The following is a 17996-nucleotide window of genomic DNA, read 5'->3' on the forward strand; positions in this document are numbered from 1 at the left end:
TGTGATGTATCCGACGCATGGCAGCGGCGGATGGTGTGGGGCGCGCATTCTAACCGGTGCCGCCTGAGCGATCGCTCGGGGGCGGGGCGCAGACATGAAAACGGCGGCCGTGGCCGCCGTTTTCGCATCGCTTGAAGCCGATTACCGGATCGTGACTTCGACCCGACGCGCTTCGGCCGGATCGCTGCCGGCCACGGCCAGCACCGGTTTGACCAGGTCGATCCGCGCGGTATCGATCCCGGCCACGGCCAGCGCATTGGCCACGTTCTGCGCACGCTGCTTGGCGAGCTCGGCGTTCACCGCCGGGTCGCCGCTGGCATCGTGGTAGCCGGAGATCGTGGCCTTGCGCCCTGCATCGTCCTTCAGGGTCTGGATCACCTTCGCCAGGGTATCGCTGGCGTCGGCCGGCAGCTGCGCGGAGCCGGATTCGAAGTACACCGCGGCACGGTGCGTATCCGGCAACGCGGCATCCGCGATTTCGGCAGGCGTCATCGCCACGTTTGCGTTCGGATCCATCGCGACATTGGCGGACGCATCGGCATTGGCCGCCGCCGTCATCGCGGCAGGTGCGGCTGCATGGCCATCGGCTCCGGCCATCGTGACCGGCAACAACGGCACCAGCAGCAGGGCGACGATGTTGATGATCTTGATCAGCGGGTTGATCGCCGGGCCGGCGGTGTCCTTGTACGGGTCGCCGACGGTGTCGCCGGTGACCGCGGCCTTGTGCGCCTCGGAACCCTTGCCGCCGAAGTTGCCGTCCTCGATGTACTTCTTGGCGTTGTCCCAGGCGCCGCCACCGGTGGTCATCGAGATCGCCACGAAGATGCCCGTCACGATCGTGCCGATCAGCAAACCGCCCAGCGCCTGCGCACCGAGGGTCAGGCCCACCACCACCGGTACCGCGACCGGCAACAGCGAAGGCACGATCATTTCCTTGATCGCGGACTTGGTCAGCATGTCCACGGCCTTGCTGTAGTCCGGCTTGCCGGTACCTTCCATGATGCCGGGGATATCGCGGAACTGGCGGCGGACTTCCTCCACCACGCTGCCCGCGGCACGGCCCACGGCTTCCATCGCCATCGCACCGAACAGGTAGGGGATCAGGCCGCCGATCAGCAGGCCGACGATCACCATGTGGTTGCTCAGGTCGAAGGTGAAGTTCACCCCCGGATGCGCGGCCTGCAGGTTGTGCGTGTAATCGGCGAACAGGACCAGCGCGGCGAGTGCGGCGGAACCGATCGCGTAGCCCTTGGTCACCGCCTTGGTGGTGTTGCCGACGGCATCCAGCGGATCGGTGATGTTGCGCACCTCAGGCGGCAGTTCCGCCATCTCGGCGATGCCGCCGGCGTTGTCGGTGATCGGGCCATAGGCGTCGAGCGCCACGATCATGCCCGCCATCGACAGCATCGAAGTGGCGGCGATGGCGATGCCGTACAGGCCGCCCAGCTTGTAGGCCAGCAGGATCGACGCGCAGACCGCGAGTACCGGCAGTGCGGTCGACTTCATCGACACGCCCAGGCCGGCGATGATGTTGGTGCCGTGGCCGGTGGTCGAGGCCTGCGCCACGTGCTGCACCGGCTTGTACTGGGTGCCGGTGTAGTACTCGGTGATCCAGACGATGGCACCGGTCAGCACCAGGCCAACCACTGCGCACCAGTACAGATTCATCGCGCCGTGGCTGGAATCGGCCATCAGCGACTTGGTGATCGGGTAGAACGCGATCGCCGCCAGCACCGCCGAAACGATCACGCCCTTGTACAGCGCGCCCATGATGTTGGGCTTGTCGCCGTTCACCTTGACGAAGAACGCGCCGATGATCGACGCGATGATCGACACGCCGCCCAGCACCAGCGGGTACAGCACCGCATTCTTGCCGGCGGTGGCGACCATCAGGCTGCCCAGCAGCATGGTGGCGATGATGGTGACCGCGTAGGTTTCGAACAGGTCGGCGGCCATGCCGGCGCAGTCGCCGACGTTGTCGCCCACGTTGTCGGCGATCACCGCCGGGTTGCGCGGGTCGTCCTCGGGGATGCCGGCTTCGACCTTGCCGACCAGGTCCGCGCCGACGTCCGCACCCTTGGTGAAGATGCCGCCGCCGAGGCGGGCGAAGATCGAGATCAGCGAGGAGCCGAAGGCCAGGCCGACCAGCGCGTGCAGGGCTTCGGCCTCGGTCGATCCGAGGTGCTTGGTCAGCAGCGCGTAGTAACCGGCTACGCCGAGCAGGCCCAGGCCGACCACCAGCATGCCGGTGATGGCGCCGCCCTTGAAGGCCACGTCCATCGCCTGGCTCATGCCTTGGCGCGCGGCTTCGGCGGTGCGCACGTTGGCGCGTACCGAGACGTTCATGCCGATGTAGCCGGCCACACCGGACAGCACCGCGCCGATCAGGAAGCCGATCGCGGTATGCCAGCTGAGGAAGAAGCCGATCAGCACGAACAGCACCACGCCGGCAATGGCGATGGTGGTGTATTGGCGGTTGAGGTAGGCGCGTGCGCCTTCCTGGATGGCGCCGGCGATTTCCTGCATGCGCGCATTGCCAGCGGGTTGTTTGTTGATCCAGCCAGCGGCCCACAGGCCGTAGGCGATGGCGACGACGGCGCAGATGACCGCCAGCAATAAACCGTGTTGCTCCAGCATGAAACCCCTCCCCGGAGTGTTCGTATGGAAGACCGTGGTTTGTCGTGCCCACCCGTGGGGCGGGCGACCGGTCGACTATCGCATAGCAAGGCGCTCGCTGGACGCCCGCTGAAGCAGGAAATGGGCCATGAACCCGGGATTCAGCCCATGCATGCCAGCCTGCAGCCGGATTCAATGCTCAAGAGGCATCCCGATGCTGCGACTGCACATGATTTGCGCCAGTCTCTTCGCCATCTTCACGGCGGCCTCACTCCCCGTCGGTGCGGCAGAGCCGAAGCCGGAAATCCAGCGCGCCGTGGGTGCCCCGCAAGCGGTCGGCGTCGCGCATACCCTGCGCACCATCCCAGAAGCCTGCGCACGCCTGGAGGGCCAGTTCACCGGAGATGCCGCCAACCCGTACAAATTCGCCGCCGCACGTACCAGCGAGCGCTGCCAGCCGCGCGCACGCCTGGTCGATGCCGCAGGCGCCAAGGCGTCCGCCGCCAACGGCTGGGTGTTGAACGACGTGATCCGCGTACCGAATGCGGGCTGTGCATCGCAGCAAGCCGTGGTGCGCGTGTGGCGCAAAGATGCGAAGGCCGTGCCGCCGAAGCTGGACGCGCAGGGCCGTTCGCGGATCTATCTCAAGGAAGGACTGGATTCGGCACGTGGCGGTGATCTTGGTCCGATCCCGGTCTATGCCGCGGCGATGAAGATGGAAGGCGTCGCCTGCAAGTGATCCGGGGCTAGTCGGGAATTTCCACGCGCTTGTAGCGACTGCCGGCGCCGGATTTCACCAATACCGCCGACTTCACGCAGCCAAATTCCCGCGCCACCAGCTCGATCAACTCCGCATTCGCTTTGCCATCCAGCGGCGGCGACTTGAGCTGCGCCAACCACGTACCGTCGGCCTGCTGCGACAGCAGCGACACGCGTGAGTTGGGCTTGGCTTTGACCTGGATGATCGGCATGAGGCCAGTGTGCCGAAAACGAAAACGCCCGGCATTACCGGGCGTTTCGCTGGGAACCGGTGAGGGTCCGGTCAGTTGCCGACCTTGAGCTTGCCGCCCTTGCCCAGGCCGCCCTTCACTTCCTGCGGGCGGTAGTCGCGCATGGCGACGACCAGGTTGTTGTACGCGTTGGCAAAGGCGGCGGCCAATGCCTTGCCTTCCGGCGTGTTGCTGTAGCCGCCCAATGCACCGAAGCCACCGCTGCCACCGCCGCCGATACCCAAGCCGAAATCGGTCTTGGTGGCGTTACCCTGGGCCACGCCGATCTGCACGCCGGAGCGGTTGTCGATCATGGTCAGCATGGTTTCCGCTTTCTTGAATTTCAGGCCGCCGACCAGCGCGCCCACGGCGCCGAGGCGGCCACCGAACGCGCCGAGCACGCCGCCGATGCCGCCGGCATTGCTCTGCGAGAAGTTGATGCTGGGATTCAGGGTGTAATCCGCGGCCACCATCTTGCCCTTGCCGAAGTCGCTGCCCTGGCGCAATTCGCCGCTGTCCATCAGCGCGCGTTCCTGCATCATGTTCTGCATCGCGCGGCCGCGTTCGACCACCACGAAGCAGTTGGACTGCTGGATCAGCATGCGGATCACCGGCACGGTCGAGGGCAGGCGCAGGTCGCTGCTCAGGTAGCGATACCAATCGCCTTCCTGCTCTTCGACCACCGCGATCGTGCCCATCGGCTCGTCGCAGGATTCCAAGTTGATGGCCGCGCCCTTGGCGTTGGCGCCGGCGGCTGCGCCTTGCGGATCGTTCTGTTTCTTGCTCCATTGCGCCTGCGCGGGCGCGCAGGCAATCGCCATGGCCAACGCGACGATCAGATAATGCTGTTTCATCATTTCCCCTAATGTTGTTCGCTTGGGTTGCGTTCCGTGCACAAGCGCCCCGCATGCGCGGAGCCCCGGGTGAGTGTATCGAGCTCCGGGTCAGCTTTCCCAGCGCGGCAGTTTGCGTCGCAGGGTGGCTTGATCGACTTGAACGTAATCCGGCAGCCCGTTCCGGCCAAACGGCGGGAATGCCTCGCCCTCGATCAGCGGCTGCAGGTAACGGCGCGCGGCGGCGGTGATGCCGTAACCATCCTTGCGGATGAACCCCTTCGGCATGGTCTTTTCGTGGTTGGCGATGCGCGAAAGCGGGGCGATGTCGACGTGCCAGCGGTACGGCGCGTCGCTATCGCGCACGATCACCGGCATCACCGCGTTCTGCCCGGCCAGCGCGCATTCCACTGCGGCGCGGCCGACCGCCATCGCCTGGTCGAGATCGGTCTTCGAGGCGATGTGGCGCGCCGAGCGTTGCAGGTAGTCCGGCATCGTCCAGTGCACCTTGTAGCCCAACGCATCCTTGACCCGGCCGGCCAGCTGCGAGGCCACGCCGCCGAGCTGGGTATGCCCGAACGAATCCTTGCCGCCGCCGGCATCGGCGACGAAGCGGCCATCGGCGGTGCGGATGCCTTCGCTGGCGACCACCACGCAGTAACCGACGCGTTTCACCACCGCATCCACGCGGGCCAGGAAATCGGCTTCGTCATAGGCACGTTCGGGGAACAGGATGATGTGCGGCGCGTCGTCCTTGCCTTCGCCCGCCAAGCCCGCGGCGGCGGCCAGCCAGCCGGCATGCCGGCCCATCGCCTCGTACACGAACACCTTGGTCGAGGTCTCGGCCATCGCCGCCACGTCCAGCGCGCATTCGCGCACCGAGACCGCGGTGTATTTCGCCGCCGATCCGAAGCCCGGGCAGCAGTCGGTGACCGCCAGGTCGTTGTCGATGGTCTTGGGCACGCCGATGCAGGTCAGCGGATAGCCATATTCCGCCGCCAATTGCGACACCTTGAGCGCGGTATCGGCGGAATCGTTGCCGCCGTTGTAGAGGAACCAGCGCACGCCATGGGCCTTGAACACGGCCAGCAGGCGTTCGTATTTGGCGCGGTCGGCGTCCAGCGACTTCAGCTTGAGCCGGCAACTGCCGAACGCTCCGCCCGGGGTATGCGCCAGCGCCTTGACCTGCGCCAGCGACATCGCGGCGGTATCGATCAACTCCTCGCGCAGGACGCCGAGGATGCCGTTGCGCGCGGCCAGTATGCGGACTTTCTTCACCCGCCCAGCCTGGATCACCGCCGAGGCAGTGGCATTGATGACGGCAGTGACGCCGCCGCTTTGGGCGTAAAGCAGGGTGCCTGCGGGCATGGGGGACGTCCTTTGTGGCCGGTTCGCGGAGGTGCCGGGTACCTGAATTCGGGTCGGGATACGGTAAGCTGACCGTGTTGCGGGCCCGGATGCAGTCTAGCGCCGGTTCCGCGTGGCGATTCTGGAGCGATTCGATGCGATTGGTTCTGTTGGGCGCGCCCGGCTCCGGCAAGGGCACCCAGGCGGCACGATTGAAGGAGCACCTGCAGGTGCCGCACATCTCCACGGGCGACCTGCTGCGCGCGGAAGTGGCGGCCGGCAGCAAGCTCGGCCTTGCAGCCAAGGAAGTGATGGCGCGCGGGGAGTTGGTCAGCGACGCGATCTTGCTGGGCATGCTGGAAGACCGCTTCTCGCGCCCGGACACCGCCGGCGGCTTCATCCTGGACGGTTATCCACGCAACCTGGCCCAGGCCGATGCACTGGACGGCCTGCTGACCCGCCTCAAGCAGCCGTTCGATTACGCCGTGCAGCTGGATGTGCCGACCGAGCTGCTGGTCGAGCGCATCGCCGGTCGCGCCAAGGCCGAAGGCCGCGCCGACGATTCGCCGGAATCGGTGCGTACCCGTCTGAAGATCTACAACGACCAGACCGCGCCGGTGATCGACTACTACCGCCAGCACGGCCAGCTGACCGTGGTCGATGGCGTGGGCGAGCTGGATGAGGTGTTCACCCGCATCCTCGAGGCGATCCAGCCGGGGCATGACATCGGCTAAGTGCCGATCGACGACGAGACGCATGAAACTCCACATCCTCGGCATCGCCGGTACCTTCATGGGTGGCGTCGCCGCGCTGGCGCGCGAACTCGGCCATGCGGTCGAAGGCAGCGACCAGAACATCTATCCACCGATGTCGACGCAGCTGGAACACCTCGGCATCGCCCTGAAACAGGGCTACCTGCCGGGCAATATTTCCGCCGATTGCGATGAAATCGTCATCGGCAATGCACTGTCGCGCGGCAACGCGGCGGTCGAAGCGGTGCTCGATGCCGGGCGCAAGTACACCAGTGGCGCGCAATGGCTGAGCGAGCAGGTGCTGCCCGGTCGCGACGTGTTGGCGGTTGCCGGTACCCACGGCAAGACCACGACCACGACCATCCTGTCCTACCTGCTGGAACGCGCCGGCCGCGCGCCGGGCTTCCTGATCGGCGGCGTGGCCGAGGACTTCGGCGTGTCCGCGCGGATTGGCACGGGCCGCGAATTCGTGGTCGAGGCCGACGAATACGACACCGCCTTCTTCGACAAGCGCAGCAAGTTCGTCCACTACCGCCCGCTGGTCGCCATCCTCAACAATCTGGAATACGACCACGCGGACATCTTCCCGGACGTGGCCGCGATCCAGCGCCAATTCCATCATCTCGTTCGCACCGTTCCGCGCCGTGGGCGACTGATCGTCAACGGCCACGACGAGCGCCTGCGTGAAGTGCTGGCGATGGGGTGCTGGACGCCGGTCGAACGTTTCGGCTTCGACAGTTCGTTCGAGTGGAGCGCGCGCAAGCTGCGTGAGGACGGCAGTGCGTTCGTGGTGGTGCATGACGGCAAGGAGCTTGGCACGGTCGAGTGGCCGATGCTCGGCGATCACAATGTGTTGAACGGCCTGGCCGCGCTCGCTGCGTGCAATGCGGTCGGCGTCGATGTGGTATCGGTCATTCCGTCGCTTGCGGATTTCAGCAGCGTGAAGCGCCGGATGGAAGTGATCGGCGAACACGGTGGCATCACCCTCTACGACGATTTTGCCCATCACCCAACCGCCATTGCGACCACGCTGGCCGGCTTGCGCGCGAAGGTCGGCGACGCGCGCATCGTGGTGGCGATGGAGCCGCGCAGCAATTCGATGCGCCTTGGCGCGCATGCGGATGCGCTGGCGCCGTCGCTCGACATCGCCGATGTGGTGGTCTTCCTCGCCCGTCCGGAATTGCCGTGGGATGCGGACAAGGTGGTTTCCGCGATTCGTGGCGATGCGCAGGCGGTGCCCGATGCCGACACGCTGATCGCGCGCCTGCGCGAATCCGTGCGCCGCGGCGACCACGTGGTGTTCATGTCCAATGGCGGCTTCGATGGCGCGCCACGGCGTTTCCTCGCTGCATTGCGGGATGCCTGAGGCCGCTTCGTTACCGTTGTTTCCGCTGCACGCCGTGCTGGTGCCCGGTGCGGCGCTGGAGCTGCGAATCTTCGAGCGGCGCTATCTGGACATGATCCGTGACTGCAGCCGCGTTGGCGGCGGCTTCGGCGTTTGCTTGATCCTTGAAGGTGATGAAGCCGGCGCGCCAGCTACGCCTGCGGCCTTCGGTGCCGAGGCGCTGATCGAGGATTTCGACAACACGCCGGAGGGTTTGTTGTCGCTGCACGTGCGCGGGCATCGGCGCTTCCATGTGTTGCGTACCCGGGTGAAAGACACGGGCCTGGTCGTTGCCGATATCGAATGGCGCGAGGAAGGCGCGGCTTCGCCACGCTTGCGTCCGGAGCACGCGCTGCTGGCAGAGTTGCTGCGGCGGATGCTGGAGCAGATCGGTGGCAACCATGTCGATCCTTCGCCTGCGCTGTTCGAGAACGCGGCGTGGGTCGGCTGGCGTATGGCGGAGCTGTTGCCGCTGTCGATGTTGCAGCGGCAGGAGTTGCTGCAAGTCGACGATCCGCACGCGCGGCTGCAACGCTTGCTCGAAGGGATTGCCGAAACCGAGTGAGTGTGGCTCAGCGCGGGGCAACACGCACATGTACGGCCGCATCGGCCTGCGCTGACACGCCGGTCATCGCCTGCAGGTCGGCTGGTAGCGCTTCTCCATGCGGGAGTGGTTGCCACAACGTGAGCAGGCGCAAGCGCGTGCGCGCCTGCATGCGTTCGTAGCGCGCGACCCACAGCGGCGTGCCATCGTCCAGCTGCGCAGGCGCTGGCCAGATTCGCAGAACTTCGATTCGCGTGCCGTCGGTGCCGTCGCGACGCAACAGCAGGCGCTCGGGATGCGCATCCAATGCCAGGGGCAGCACCGGCTTGTGCGCAAGCGGACGGTCGTCATCGAGCAGGCCCAGCACCGAAACCCAATCGGCCGGCGGCTGCACCTGCCAGCCCTGTGCCTGCAGCTGCTGTTGCAAGGCCCGCAAGTCGCCTGCGGCCTGCAGGTCGAAATGACGCGGATCGGCGATTCCCTGCGCCTGCCAGTGCGGCAGCGAGAGATGCTGCTGCGGCATGGACGGCACGAATTGCGCAAGGGTGGCATCCGCACTGCGCGGTGCGTACCAGGCCAGCGCCAGCGCGAAGCTGCCGTAGAACACCGCCACCAGCGGACGGATGAAGAACGAGCGCGCGCTGTGCCGGCGATAGGCGATACCGATCACCAGCAGCCAGACCACGCCCAGCAGCACCCCGGCGACCACGTCGCTCAGCCAGTGCGCGCCCAGGTAGAGCCGCGCGAAGGCAACCAGCGCGGTGGCGACGCCGGCGACAAGGTAGGGCCAGACCCGTTGGCGACCGGGGAATTCGCGTGCGATCAGCACGGCGAAGAAGCCGAACACCACCGTGGCCATGGTGACCGCGATCGAGGGGAAGCCGAAGCCGGCCGCGGCGGTCGGTGGGCGTGGCGTATCCACCAAGGCATCCAGGCCCGCGGTGAGCAGCAGGCCCACCGCGATGGCCGCAAGCCAGTGCGTGGCAGCCATCCAGCGCTTGCGCCACGACAGCCACAGCAAGGCGGCGGTGGAGGCGGCACCCAGCACCGGCGCACTGCCGATCGCGGCCAGGGACGCCATCGTGCGATCCGCCAACGGATTGCGCAGCGCGAACATCGCAGCCTGGACCGCGTGGTCGAACGGCAACGGTTCGCCGCGTACCAACAGCCACGTGGTCAAGCCGGCCCATAACCAGGCCACCGCGAACAAGCAGGCCGCGAGCAATGCCAACGAGGCCGATTCCGGCCGCCGCGGATCGATCAGTGCCGCCGCATAACGGCCCAGCCGTGGGTGCGCCCGCGTCCACAACAGTGCCCGTGCAAGCAGGTTGTCCGCATGCGCGGCGAACCAGCGCCACGTGTACAGCACCAGCGCCCAGACCAACGCCAGCGCGGCGAGCAGGCCAAGCAACACCAGTGCGAGTTTGTCGGCGACCGCGGCCACTGCATCGTAGGACGCGCCGAAGATCCAGCCCGGGGCGAGGAACACCCCCGCCCAACTCAGTGCGGCGAACGCGCTTGCCGGCGCATAGCGTTTCAGCGGCATGTGCAGCATGCCGGCCACCGCCGGTACGAACGGGCGTACTGCGCCGACGAAGCGCGCGATCACGATACCCTTGGTGCCGTGCCGGCGGAACATCTGTTCGCCTCGATCCAGCAACTGCGGGTAGCGCTTGAACAGCCAGAGTTCGCGCATGGCCGGCCCCCAGCGATGGCCGATCCAGTAGCTCAGGGCGTCGCCGACAAAGGCGCCGGCTGCGGCGCAGAGCAGGGCGTACGGGCCATCCAGATGGCCCAGGCCGATCAGCGTGCCCACCGCGAACAACAACGGCAGAGCAGGCACCACGATACCCACGACCGCCAACGCATCGCAGAACGCGATCAGGAACACCAGCCCGCCCGCGGCGTGTGGATGCGCACTGATCCAGGCGATGGTGGCGTCGAACCAGGCGCTCTGCATCCGGCGATTATAGGCGGCGGCAATTACACTTCCCGCTTCCTCGTTGTTGTGGAAGCGAAATGACCAGCCTGTCCGGCAAGACCCTGTTCATCACCGGTGCCTCGCGCGGGATCGGCCTGGCCATCGCCCTGCGTGCTGCGCGCGATGGCGCGAATATCGCCATCGCCGCCAAGTCTTCGGTGGCAAACCCGAAGCTGCCCGGCACCATCCACAGCGCCGCGGAACAGATCGAAGCCGCCGGCGGCCGCGCGCTGGCGCTGAAATGCGACATCCGCGAGGAAGACGAAGTGCATGCCGCGGTCGCGGCGACCATCGATACGTTTGGCGGCATCGACATCCTGGTCAACAACGCCAGCGCGATCTGGCTGCGTGGCGTGCTGGACACGCCGATGAAGCGCTTCGACCTGATGCAGCAGGTCAACAGCCGCGGCAGCTTCCTGTGCGCGCAGGCCTGCCTGCCACATCTGCTGCAGGCGCCCAACCCGCACATCCTCACCCTGGCGCCGCCACCGTCGCTCAAGCCGAAGTGGTGGGCCGCGCACACCGGCTACACGCTGGCGAAGATGGGCATGAGCTTCGTGACCCTGGGCCTGGCCGGCGAATTCGGCCGGCAGGGCGTGGCGGTCAATGCGCTGTGGCCGAAGACCGTGATCGCCACCGATGCGATCAACATGATTCCGGGCGTGGATGCGCGTAACTGCCGCACGCCGCAGATCGTGGCCGATGCCGCGCACGCCGTGCTCGTGCGCGATTCACGTGGCTTCGCCGGCAATTTCCTGATCGACGAAGACGTGCTGCGCGAAGCCGGTACCAGCGATTTCGACCAGTACGCAGTCGAACCCGGCCAGCCGCTGTTGCCGGATTTGTTCCTCGACTGATGGCTTGTTAACACCGCGCCCGTCCGCTGCGTCCTGTCCATGAATCGCGATGATTGGGACGATGTGGACGAGGCGGACGCACTACCCGCGTTGGTCGATGCCGCGCGCCGGGGTTCCGGTAGCGCGCAGGATGCGTTGTACCGCCGTTTCGCGCCGGTGGTGCATGGCGTGTTGCTGGGCTACGTGCAGAAGGCCGATGCCGACGACCTGACCCAGGACGTGTTCGAGACCGCCTTGCAGCGCCTCGATCAACTGCGTGAAGCCGCCGCGTTCCCGGGCTGGCTGCTCGGCATCGCGCGGCATGCGGCGCTGGACACGAAGCGCCGGCGCGCACCGCTGACCGGCATCGAGATCGAAGCGGTGGACGTAAACGCGACACATGAGGATCGGCTGGATGCGCAGCGCTCGTTGGCGGCGATCCGCGGTTTGCCGGAGGCCTATCGGGAGACGCTGATGCTGCGATTGGTCGAAGGCTTGAGCGGGCCGGAAATCGCGCAGCGCACCGGCCTGTCGCCCGGCGGGGTGCGGGTCAACCTGCATCGCGGCATGGCCCTGCTGCGCGCGGCGCTGGCTGACGAACGAACGGGAGCACGCGCGCGATGAACGGAAACGAGCGCATGCAGGACAATGGCATGGACAACGATTACCTGTGGGATCGCAGCGATCCTGTGGATATTGAAGTCGCGCGGCTGGAGCGCTTGCTGCGCGGGCATGCGCATGTCGATGCGCCGCGTCGCGCGCGAGTCGTTCCGCCGGCGAAGGTGCTTGCGCGTCGCCGTCGCGGCTGGCGCGTTGCGTTCGCGGTGGTAGCCATGTTCGCCATCTGCGCCATCGGCCTTCGCGTGTGGTACCAGCAGCGGCTGCAATGGGAGGCCGGCAAGCCCTGGCAGGTCGTCGCGCAACAGGGCGATGTCCGCATCGATGGCCGCAAGCAACAGGCGCTCGCGCTGCCGCTCGACGGCACGCTGGAAACCGGCGCGAACGCGACGACCCTGCTGCGCGCCGCGGGCATCGGCGAAGTCGTGCTGGGTGCGGGCTCGCGCCTGCGCCTGGTCGAAACCCGCACCGGTCGCCATCGCGTGCAGCTGCAGCAGGGCAGCCTGTTGGCGCGGGTGTGGGCGCCGCCGCGGCAATTCGGCGTGAGCATCATGGGTGCGGAGGTGACCGACCTCGGCTGCGAATTCCTGATCAAGGTCGATGCCGAGGGCAACGGCAGCCTGAGCGTGCTCAGTGGCTGGGTGCAGATCGACAACCTGCGCCGCGAAGTGCTGGTGCCGCAGGGCACGCGGGTGAGCGTCAATGGCGATGGCGCGGCCGGCACGCCGTATTCGCAGTCGGCCAGCCCGGCGTTCATCGCTGCGCTGGAAGCGATCGATGCGAGTGATGGCGCAGTCGATGCACATGGACAGGAAGTGCAACGCCTGCTCGCAGCCACGCGGACGCAGGATGCGATCAGCCTGCTGGTGTTGCTGCGCGATTACCCGCAGCTCGCCGAAGGCCCGATGTTCGAGCGCCTTGCGCAGTTGCTGCCGATCACGCCCGTCGCCACCCGCGAGGCCTGGCACGCCGACCGCATGGCCCTGCTCAACGCCTGGTGGGACGCGCTGCCATATCCGCGGCTCAAGCGTTGGTGGACGCAATGGCCGGATGCGTTGCCGTCGCGCGGCACCAGGATGGCCGGCTGATCGCGCACGCATGCCAATGATTGGTGCCAACGGAAGCCGCAAGTGCAGCTCGGTGCAGCGGAAATCCCGAGATCGATTCCATCCTGCTGGAGAACGTCCATGAAAGGAAAGCCGTGGAGCTGCCTCGCGTCGCTGATGGTTGCCGCGACACTCGGTCTTGGGCTGCCAAATGACGCTGCCGGCACGAGAAGCGAGCCAGGGCAGCCGTCGACAGGATCATTGATCGCCATCGCCGACATGCAGGTGGCGCGCTCGGCGCACAGCGCAACCGCGCTTGCCGATGGCCGCGTGTTGGTCGCAGGTGGCTTCATCGTGAAGGGTTCGTCGGTGGGTGCCCAGGCCTACCAGCCCGCTACGAGGCGCTTCGTCGCCTTGCCACCCATGATCACCACACGCCACAGCCACACAGCGACCTTGCTTCCCGACGGGAAAGTGCTGATTGCCGGTGGTTACGGCGAGGGCGCCGTGACGCTGGGGTCGGCGGAGTTGTTCGATCCTAGGACGAATGCGTTCGCGCCGACCGGTGCGATGAAAACACCTCGCGCCGATCATGTCGCCATTCCCTTGATCGGTGGGAAGGTCCTGATCGCAGGAGGCTTGGGATCCGGCTGGAACTATCTTGCGAGCGCCGAGATCTACGATCCCGCGACAGGCCGCTTTTCACCCACGGGCGAGATGACGATGCCCCGCGAGAGCCACCGAGGCGTTCTCTTGCCTGACGGCAGAGTGGTCGTGGTAGGTGGGCACAACGGCCAGCGAAAGAATCTCACGATTCTGGCGTCCGCCGAACTCTACAACCCTGCCTCGGGACGGTTCAGTCGTGCAGGCGCCATGCGCATGCCGCGTCACAAGCATGATGCCGTGCTGCTTCCGGAAGGCCGCGTGTTGATTACGGGTGGTGCGGATCATCGGGATGATCGCGGGGTCTACAGTTCCAGCGAACTGTTCGATCCCAAGACCGGCTCATTCATCGCCGGCCCCGAAATGAAGCTTGGGCGATACAAGCATGGGGGCAGCAGCCTTGTCCTTCCAAACGGGAAGGTGCTGGTTTCGGGAGGCGCTCCCCAGGCGGAGATATACGACCCTACGAGCAGGGTCTTCCGACTTGTGCCAGGCAAACCGAGAATGGCGGGCCAATTCTCTGCGGCTGCGCCGATCAGTGGCGGCGAAGTCTTGATCACGGGCGGCTACGGCAACGGTACCGGTCCGCGTGCATCCGCTTGGTTATACCGCCCGTAGCGTTGTTCGTGGGCCGGCTTCTTACGCAATGCCTTGACCCCCGTGGCCTTGGTTGTCGGGCGTGGCTTCATGGGATCATGGCGGCATCCAATCCACGGATACCGTGATGAAGTATTTGCACACCATGATCCGCGTCCGCGACCTGGACGCCACCCTGCGTTTCTTCATCGACGGCCTGGGCCTGAAGGAAACCCGGCGGATGGAGCACGAGCAGGGGCGTTTCACCCTGGTGTTCCTGGCGGCGGACGAAACCCCCGGTGCCGAAATCGAGCTGACCTATAACTGGCCGAACGAAGACGGCACGACCGAGGACTACGGCAGTGCCCGCAACTTCGGCCACCTCGCGTTCCGCGTTGCCGACATCTACGCCACCTGTGCCCACCTGCAATCGATGGGTTACACGATCAATCGCCCGCCGCGCGATGGCCACATGGCCTTCGTGCGTTCGCCCGATCTGATCTCCGTCGAACTGCTGCAGGACGGCCACCTGCCGCCGCAGGAGCCTTGGGCTTCGATGCCGAACACGGGGGTCTGGTGAGCACGATGGACAGCAACGATCTGCTCACGCTGGGGCGCGATCGCTACCTGCCGGTGTACCGCCCGCGCGAACTGATCCTGCAGCGCGGACAAGGCGCGCGGCTGTGGGATGCAGAGGGTCGCGACTACGTGGACTTCGGTGCCGGCATCGCGGTGTGCAGCCTGGGCCATTGCGACCCGGATCTGGTCGCCGCGCTGCACGAACAATCGAACAAGCTCTGGCACACCAGCAACGTGTTCTACAGCGAACCACCGTTGCGGTTGGCGGATGAGCTGGTGGCCTCTTCGCGCTTCGCGCAGCGCGTGTTCCTGTGCAATTCCGGTGCGGAAGCGAATGAAGCCGCGATCAAATTGGTGCGCAAATGGGCCGCATCGCAAGGTCGTGGCCCCGACCAGCGCGTCATCCTCACGTTCCGCGGCAGCTTCCACGGCCGCACGCTGGCCGCGGTCACTGCGACCGCGCAGCCCAAGTACCAGGAAGGCTACGAACCGTTGCCAGGTGGTTTCCGCTACACCGACTTCAATGATCTCGATGCCGTGGCGGCAGCGATGGCGGCCGGCGATGTCGCTGCGGTGATGGTCGAGCCGGTACAGGGCGAGGGTGGAGTGATGCCGGCGGCGCCCGGCTTCCTCGCCGGCCTGCGCGCGCTGTGCGATGCGCACGACGCCTTGCTCGTGTTCGATGAGATCCAGTGCGGCATGGGTCGCACCGGCAGCCTGTTCGCACACTGGCAAGATGAAGTGATGCCGGACATCGTGACGCTCGCCAAGGCGCTGGGTGGTGGCTTCCCGATCGGTGCGATGCTGGCCGGCCCGAAAGTCGCAGAGGTCATGCAGTTCGGCGCGCACGGCACCACCTTCGGCGGCAATCCGTTGGCGGCCGCCGTTGCGCGGGTCGCGTTGCGCAAACTCGCCTCGGACGACATCGCCGCCAATGTGCGGCGTCAGGCGCAGGCGATTCGCGACGGCATCGCGGCGATCAACGCGGAGCTCGACCTGTTTTCCGAAGTGCGCGGTCGCGGTTTGATGCTGGGTGCGGTGCTCAAGCCCGAGCACGCAGGCAAGGCTGGCGCGATCCTCGATGCCGCCGCCGCGAATGGATTGTTGCTGTTGCAGGCCGGCCCGGATGTGCTGCGCTTCGTGCCGGCCTTGAACATCCGCGACGACGAAATCGCCGACGGCCTGGCGCGCTTGCGCAAGGCGCTGCAGGCGTTCGCGCTTAGCTGAGCGCCTGGGCGAGGTCGGCGATGAGGTCGTCGCCGTCCTCCAGCCCCACGGAGAGCCGCAGCAGGTTCTGCGGCGAACGCGGGTTCGCGCCTTCCACCGAGGCGCGATGTTCGACCAGCGATTCGCAACCGCCCAGCGAGGTCGCATTGGTGAACAAGTGCAGTTTGCCGGCCATCGCCAGCGCGGCCTCGCGACCGCCACGGAGCTGGATGCTCATCATCCCGCCGAAGTCGCGCATCTGTCGTGCGGCGATGTCGTGGCCGGGATGGATCGACAGTCCCGGCCAGTTCACCCGTTCGACCGCCGGATGCGTCGCCAGGAAGTCCGCGACCTTGCGCGCGTTCGCGCAGTGCATCGCCATGCGCGCGCCCAGCGAGCGGCAGCCGCGCAGCGTGAGCCACGCGGAGAACGGCGCCAGCACCGCGCCGGTCACGTGCAGTCGGTGCGCGACCTTGTGCGCGAGCGCGTCGTCTTCGGCGAATACCAGCGCGCCGCCGAGCACGTCGCTATGGCCGCCGAAATACTTGGTCGTCGAATGCATGACGATGTCGGCACCCAACGCCAGCGGACGCTGCAGCAATGGCGTGGCGAAGGTGTTGTCCACCACGACCGTGGCGCCCGCGCGATGGCCGATCTCCGCAAGTGCGGCGATGTCGGCGACCTTCATCAATGGATTGGAAGGCGTCTCGATCCACAGCATCGCAAGCGGCGTGGTGCACGCGGCGCGCACGGCATCGAGATCGGCCATGTCGACCACGGTTGCCTGGATCCCGCGTTCGGGCAGGAATTCCTCGAACAGCATGCGCAAGCCGGTGTAGCAGTCGTCCGGGAACAGCACGCGCGCGCCGTTGGGCAGGCATTCCAGCAAGGTGGTCATCGCCGCCATGCCGGAGGCAAAGGTCATCGCTTGCTTGCCGCCTTCCAGCGCCATCAGCGCCTCGCGCAGGCGGTCGTTGGTCGGGTTGCCTTCACGCTGGTATTCGTAGCCGGCGCTGCGCTCGCCGGCGGGGCCGTGGCGGAAGGTGGTGCTCAAGTGCAACGGCGGCGCGACCGCGCCCGTCGTCGGATCGGGCTCGTTGCCGACATGGACCGCGAGGGTGGCGGGCTGTTTCGCGGTCATGCAAACCTCATTCGCAGGGAAGGGTGCGGCCGCATTTGCGGCAATGCCAGGCGTCGCTTTCATGGTCGAGCAATCCGCATTCCGGGCAACGCGCATGCCGCCGTTTCGGTTGCATCGTGCGCGCCAGTTCAGCGGTGTAGATGCCGGTGGGCACCGCGATGATGCTGTAACCGATCACGATCAGGATCGAAGTGATGAAGCGGCCGAAGGCGGTGGAAGGCGCAATGTCGCCGAAACCCACCGTCGCTACCGTCACCACCGCCCAGTACATGCCGGTGGGGATGCTGGTGAAACCGTGTTCCGGGCCTTCGACCACGTACATCAATGCACCGAAGATCACCACGATGGTCAGCAAGGTGGCGATGAACACGAAGATCTTGCGTCGGCTACGCAGCAGGGCGTCGATCAGTACGCCGGCTTCGCTGGAATATTCCACCAGCTTCAGTACGCGGAACACGCGCAGCAAGCGGAGTGCGCGGATCACCGTCAGCGAAGCGCTGGCCGGGAACAGCAGCGAGAGGAAGGTGGGCAGGATCGCCAGCAAGTCGATGATGCCGAAGAAGCTGCGCGCATAACGCAACGGCTTGCGCACCACCCAGAGCCGCAAGGCGTACTCCGCGGTGAACAGCAGGGTGAAGAACCACTCGGCCAGATACAGCACGCCATGCCACTGCGCCTTGATCGACGGCACGCTGTCCAGGATCACCACGGCCACGCTGGCCAGGATCGCCATGATCAGCCACAGGTCGAAATTGCGCTCGTCGCGTTCGTCGTGGTGGAAGATCAGCCGATACCACTTGTACCGTGCGCCGTCCGGCACGGCCGGGAAATGCTCCTGCTCGAACACGTTGCGCGGCCGGGCGTCGGTGTGCGGTTGCTCCATGG

General features: G+C 66.3%; 17 protein-coding genes and 1 pseudogene. 10 read left to right on the forward strand and 8 right to left on the reverse strand.

The features are described 5' to 3' along the window. Nucleotides 1-141: 141 nt before the first annotated feature. Together G7079_RS13390 and G7079_RS03390 are read right to left on the reverse strand one after the other, a co-directional pair. A complete protein-coding gene (locus tag G7079_RS13390) occupies nucleotides 142-597 on the reverse strand; it encodes an OmpA family protein (RefSeq protein ID WP_343160886.1) in 456 nt (151 codons plus the stop codon). Between the two features lie 9 nt (nucleotides 598-606). After that, nucleotides 607-2637 (reverse strand): annotated as a pseudogene (locus tag G7079_RS03390) (sodium-translocating pyrophosphatase); the annotation flags it as partial. Between the two features lie 208 nt (nucleotides 2638-2845). On the opposite strand from G7079_RS03390, the gene G7079_RS03395 reads away from it, so the two are divergent. Further along, nucleotides 2846-3355: a hypothetical protein gene (locus G7079_RS03395; protein WP_166057821.1), complete on the forward strand. Its 510-nt coding sequence runs from the start codon at nucleotides 2846-2848 to the stop codon at nucleotides 3353-3355. 7 nt (nucleotides 3356-3362) lie between these two features. On the opposite strand, the gene G7079_RS03400 is transcribed toward G7079_RS03395, so the two are convergent. The 3 genes from G7079_RS03400 to G7079_RS03410 form a co-directional block, all read right to left on the reverse strand. Next, nucleotides 3363-3587: a DUF167 domain-containing protein gene (locus G7079_RS03400; RefSeq protein WP_166055572.1), complete on the reverse strand. Its 225-nt coding sequence runs from the start codon at nucleotides 3585-3587 to the stop codon at nucleotides 3363-3365. 71 nt (nucleotides 3588-3658) lie between these two features. After that, complete coding sequence (locus G7079_RS03405; RefSeq protein ID WP_206203241.1) at nucleotides 3659-4459, reverse strand: CsgG/HfaB family protein; 801 nt, start codon at nucleotides 4457-4459, stop codon at nucleotides 3659-3661. Nucleotides 4460-4549: 90 nt separating this feature from the next. Further along, nucleotides 4550-5806 (reverse strand): 6-phosphofructokinase, encoded by a 1257-nt coding sequence (locus G7079_RS03410; RefSeq protein WP_166055576.1) that lies wholly within the window; start codon nucleotides 5804-5806, stop codon nucleotides 4550-4552. A 134-nt stretch (nucleotides 5807-5940) separates the two neighbouring features. Between G7079_RS03410 and G7079_RS03415 the strand changes: the two genes are divergently transcribed. Genes G7079_RS03415 through G7079_RS03425 form a run of 3 tightly spaced genes read left to right on the forward strand, consistent with a single transcriptional unit; the run spans nucleotide 5941 to nucleotide 8486 of the window. Further along, on the forward strand, nucleotides 5941-6519 hold the full coding sequence (locus G7079_RS03415; protein ID WP_166055578.1) for an adenylate kinase: 579 nt from the start codon (nucleotides 5941-5943) through the stop codon (nucleotides 6517-6519). 22 nt (nucleotides 6520-6541) lie between these two features. After that, nucleotides 6542-7903 (forward strand): UDP-N-acetylmuramate:L-alanyl-gamma-D-glutamyl-meso-diaminopimelate ligase, encoded by a 1362-nt coding sequence (mpl, locus tag G7079_RS03420; RefSeq protein WP_166055581.1) that lies wholly within the window; start codon nucleotides 6542-6544, stop codon nucleotides 7901-7903. Then, the gene (locus tag G7079_RS03425) at nucleotides 7896-8486 is read left to right on the forward strand and encodes an LON peptidase substrate-binding domain-containing protein (protein WP_166055584.1); all 591 of its coding nucleotides are present in this window, start codon (nucleotides 7896-7898) and stop codon (nucleotides 8484-8486) included. Before mpl ends, G7079_RS03425 begins: the two co-directional genes overlap by 8 nt. A 7-nt stretch (nucleotides 8487-8493) precedes the next feature. On the opposite strand, the gene G7079_RS03430 is transcribed toward G7079_RS03425, so the two are convergent. Then, entirely contained in the window at nucleotides 8494-10425 is a 1932-nt protein-coding gene (locus G7079_RS03430; protein ID WP_166055586.1) for a bifunctional DedA family/phosphatase PAP2 family protein, read from the reverse strand. Nucleotides 10426-10484: 59 nt separating this feature from the next. Between G7079_RS03430 and G7079_RS03435 the strand changes: the two genes are divergently transcribed. From G7079_RS03435 to G7079_RS03460, 6 genes are all read left to right on the forward strand, one after another. Continuing rightward, nucleotides 10485-11303 carry an NAD(P)-dependent oxidoreductase gene (locus tag G7079_RS03435; protein ID WP_166055588.1) on the forward strand — a complete coding sequence of 273 codons (819 nt, stop codon included), beginning with the start codon at nucleotides 10485-10487 and terminating at the stop codon, nucleotides 11301-11303. A gap of 39 nt (nucleotides 11304-11342) precedes the next feature. After that, on the forward strand, nucleotides 11343-11906 hold the full coding sequence (locus tag G7079_RS03440) for a sigma-70 family RNA polymerase sigma factor (RefSeq protein WP_166055591.1): 564 nt from the start codon (nucleotides 11343-11345) through the stop codon (nucleotides 11904-11906). Continuing rightward, complete coding sequence (locus G7079_RS03445; protein WP_166055593.1) at nucleotides 11903-12988, forward strand: FecR domain-containing protein; 1086 nt, start codon at nucleotides 11903-11905, stop codon at nucleotides 12986-12988. The genes G7079_RS03440 and G7079_RS03445 overlap by 4 nt, the downstream gene beginning before the upstream one ends. Nucleotides 12989-13087: 99 nt before the next feature. Continuing rightward, nucleotides 13088-14227 (forward strand): kelch repeat-containing protein, encoded by a 1140-nt coding sequence (locus tag G7079_RS03450; protein ID WP_166055595.1) that lies wholly within the window; start codon nucleotides 13088-13090, stop codon nucleotides 14225-14227. A gap of 106 nt (nucleotides 14228-14333) precedes the next feature. Then, entirely contained in the window at nucleotides 14334-14765 is a 432-nt protein-coding gene (locus tag G7079_RS03455; protein ID WP_166055597.1) for a VOC family protein, read from the forward strand. Beyond that, a complete protein-coding gene (locus tag G7079_RS03460; protein WP_166055599.1) occupies nucleotides 14762-15991 on the forward strand; it encodes an acetylornithine transaminase in 1230 nt (409 codons plus the stop codon). The genes G7079_RS03455 and G7079_RS03460 overlap by 4 nt, the downstream gene beginning before the upstream one ends. Here the strand turns inward: G7079_RS03460 and G7079_RS03465 are convergent. After that, nucleotides 15984-17111 (reverse strand): PLP-dependent transferase, encoded by a 1128-nt coding sequence (locus G7079_RS03465; protein ID WP_166055601.1) that lies wholly within the window; start codon nucleotides 17109-17111, stop codon nucleotides 15984-15986. The two genes, G7079_RS03460 and G7079_RS03465, sit on opposite strands and share 8 nt — an antisense overlap. 7 nt (nucleotides 17112-17118) lie before the next feature. Next, nucleotides 17119-17994, reverse strand: coding sequence for an ion transporter (locus G7079_RS03470; RefSeq protein WP_166055603.1), 876 nt, complete (start codon nucleotides 17992-17994; stop codon nucleotides 17119-17121). Nucleotides 17995-17996: the final 2 nt, after the last annotated feature.

Origin of the sequence: Thermomonas sp. HDW16 (assembly GCF_011302915.1) — a bacterium.
Classification (GTDB): Bacteria; Pseudomonadota; Gammaproteobacteria; order Xanthomonadales; family Xanthomonadaceae; genus Thermomonas.

Coding starts and splice junctions, on each gene's coding strand:
- G7079_RS13390 (WP_343160886.1), bottom strand. CDS start 597: ATGGCCGGAGCCGATGGCCATGCAGCCGCACCTGCCGCGATGACGGCG.
- G7079_RS03395 (WP_166057821.1), top strand. CDS start 2,846: ATGATTTGCGCCAGTCTCTTCGCCATCTTCACGGCGGCCTCACTCCCC.
- G7079_RS03400 (WP_166055572.1), bottom strand. CDS start 3,587: ATGCCGATCATCCAGGTCAAAGCCAAGCCCAACTCACGCGTGTCGCTG.
- G7079_RS03405 (WP_206203241.1), bottom strand. CDS start 4,459: ATGAAACAGCATTATCTGATCGTCGCGTTGGCCATGGCGATTGCCTGC.
- G7079_RS03410 (WP_166055576.1), bottom strand. CDS start 5,806: ATGCCCGCAGGCACCCTGCTTTACGCCCAAAGCGGCGGCGTCACTGCC.
- G7079_RS03415 (WP_166055578.1), top strand. CDS start 5,941: ATGCGATTGGTTCTGTTGGGCGCGCCCGGCTCCGGCAAGGGCACCCAG.
- mpl (WP_166055581.1), top strand. CDS start 6,542: ATGAAACTCCACATCCTCGGCATCGCCGGTACCTTCATGGGTGGCGTC.
- G7079_RS03425 (WP_166055584.1), top strand. CDS start 7,896: ATGCCTGAGGCCGCTTCGTTACCGTTGTTTCCGCTGCACGCCGTGCTG.
- G7079_RS03430 (WP_166055586.1), bottom strand. CDS start 10,425: ATGCAGAGCGCCTGGTTCGACGCCACCATCGCCTGGATCAGTGCGCAT.
- G7079_RS03435 (WP_166055588.1), top strand. CDS start 10,485: ATGACCAGCCTGTCCGGCAAGACCCTGTTCATCACCGGTGCCTCGCGC.
- G7079_RS03440 (WP_166055591.1), top strand. CDS start 11,343: ATGAATCGCGATGATTGGGACGATGTGGACGAGGCGGACGCACTACCC.
- G7079_RS03445 (WP_166055593.1), top strand. CDS start 11,903: ATGAACGGAAACGAGCGCATGCAGGACAATGGCATGGACAACGATTAC.
- G7079_RS03450 (WP_166055595.1), top strand. CDS start 13,088: ATGAAAGGAAAGCCGTGGAGCTGCCTCGCGTCGCTGATGGTTGCCGCG.
- G7079_RS03455 (WP_166055597.1), top strand. CDS start 14,334: ATGAAGTATTTGCACACCATGATCCGCGTCCGCGACCTGGACGCCACC.
- G7079_RS03465 (WP_166055601.1), bottom strand. CDS start 17,111: ATGACCGCGAAACAGCCCGCCACCCTCGCGGTCCATGTCGGCAACGAG.
- G7079_RS03470 (WP_166055603.1), bottom strand. CDS start 17,994: ATGGAGCAACCGCACACCGACGCCCGGCCGCGCAACGTGTTCGAGCAG.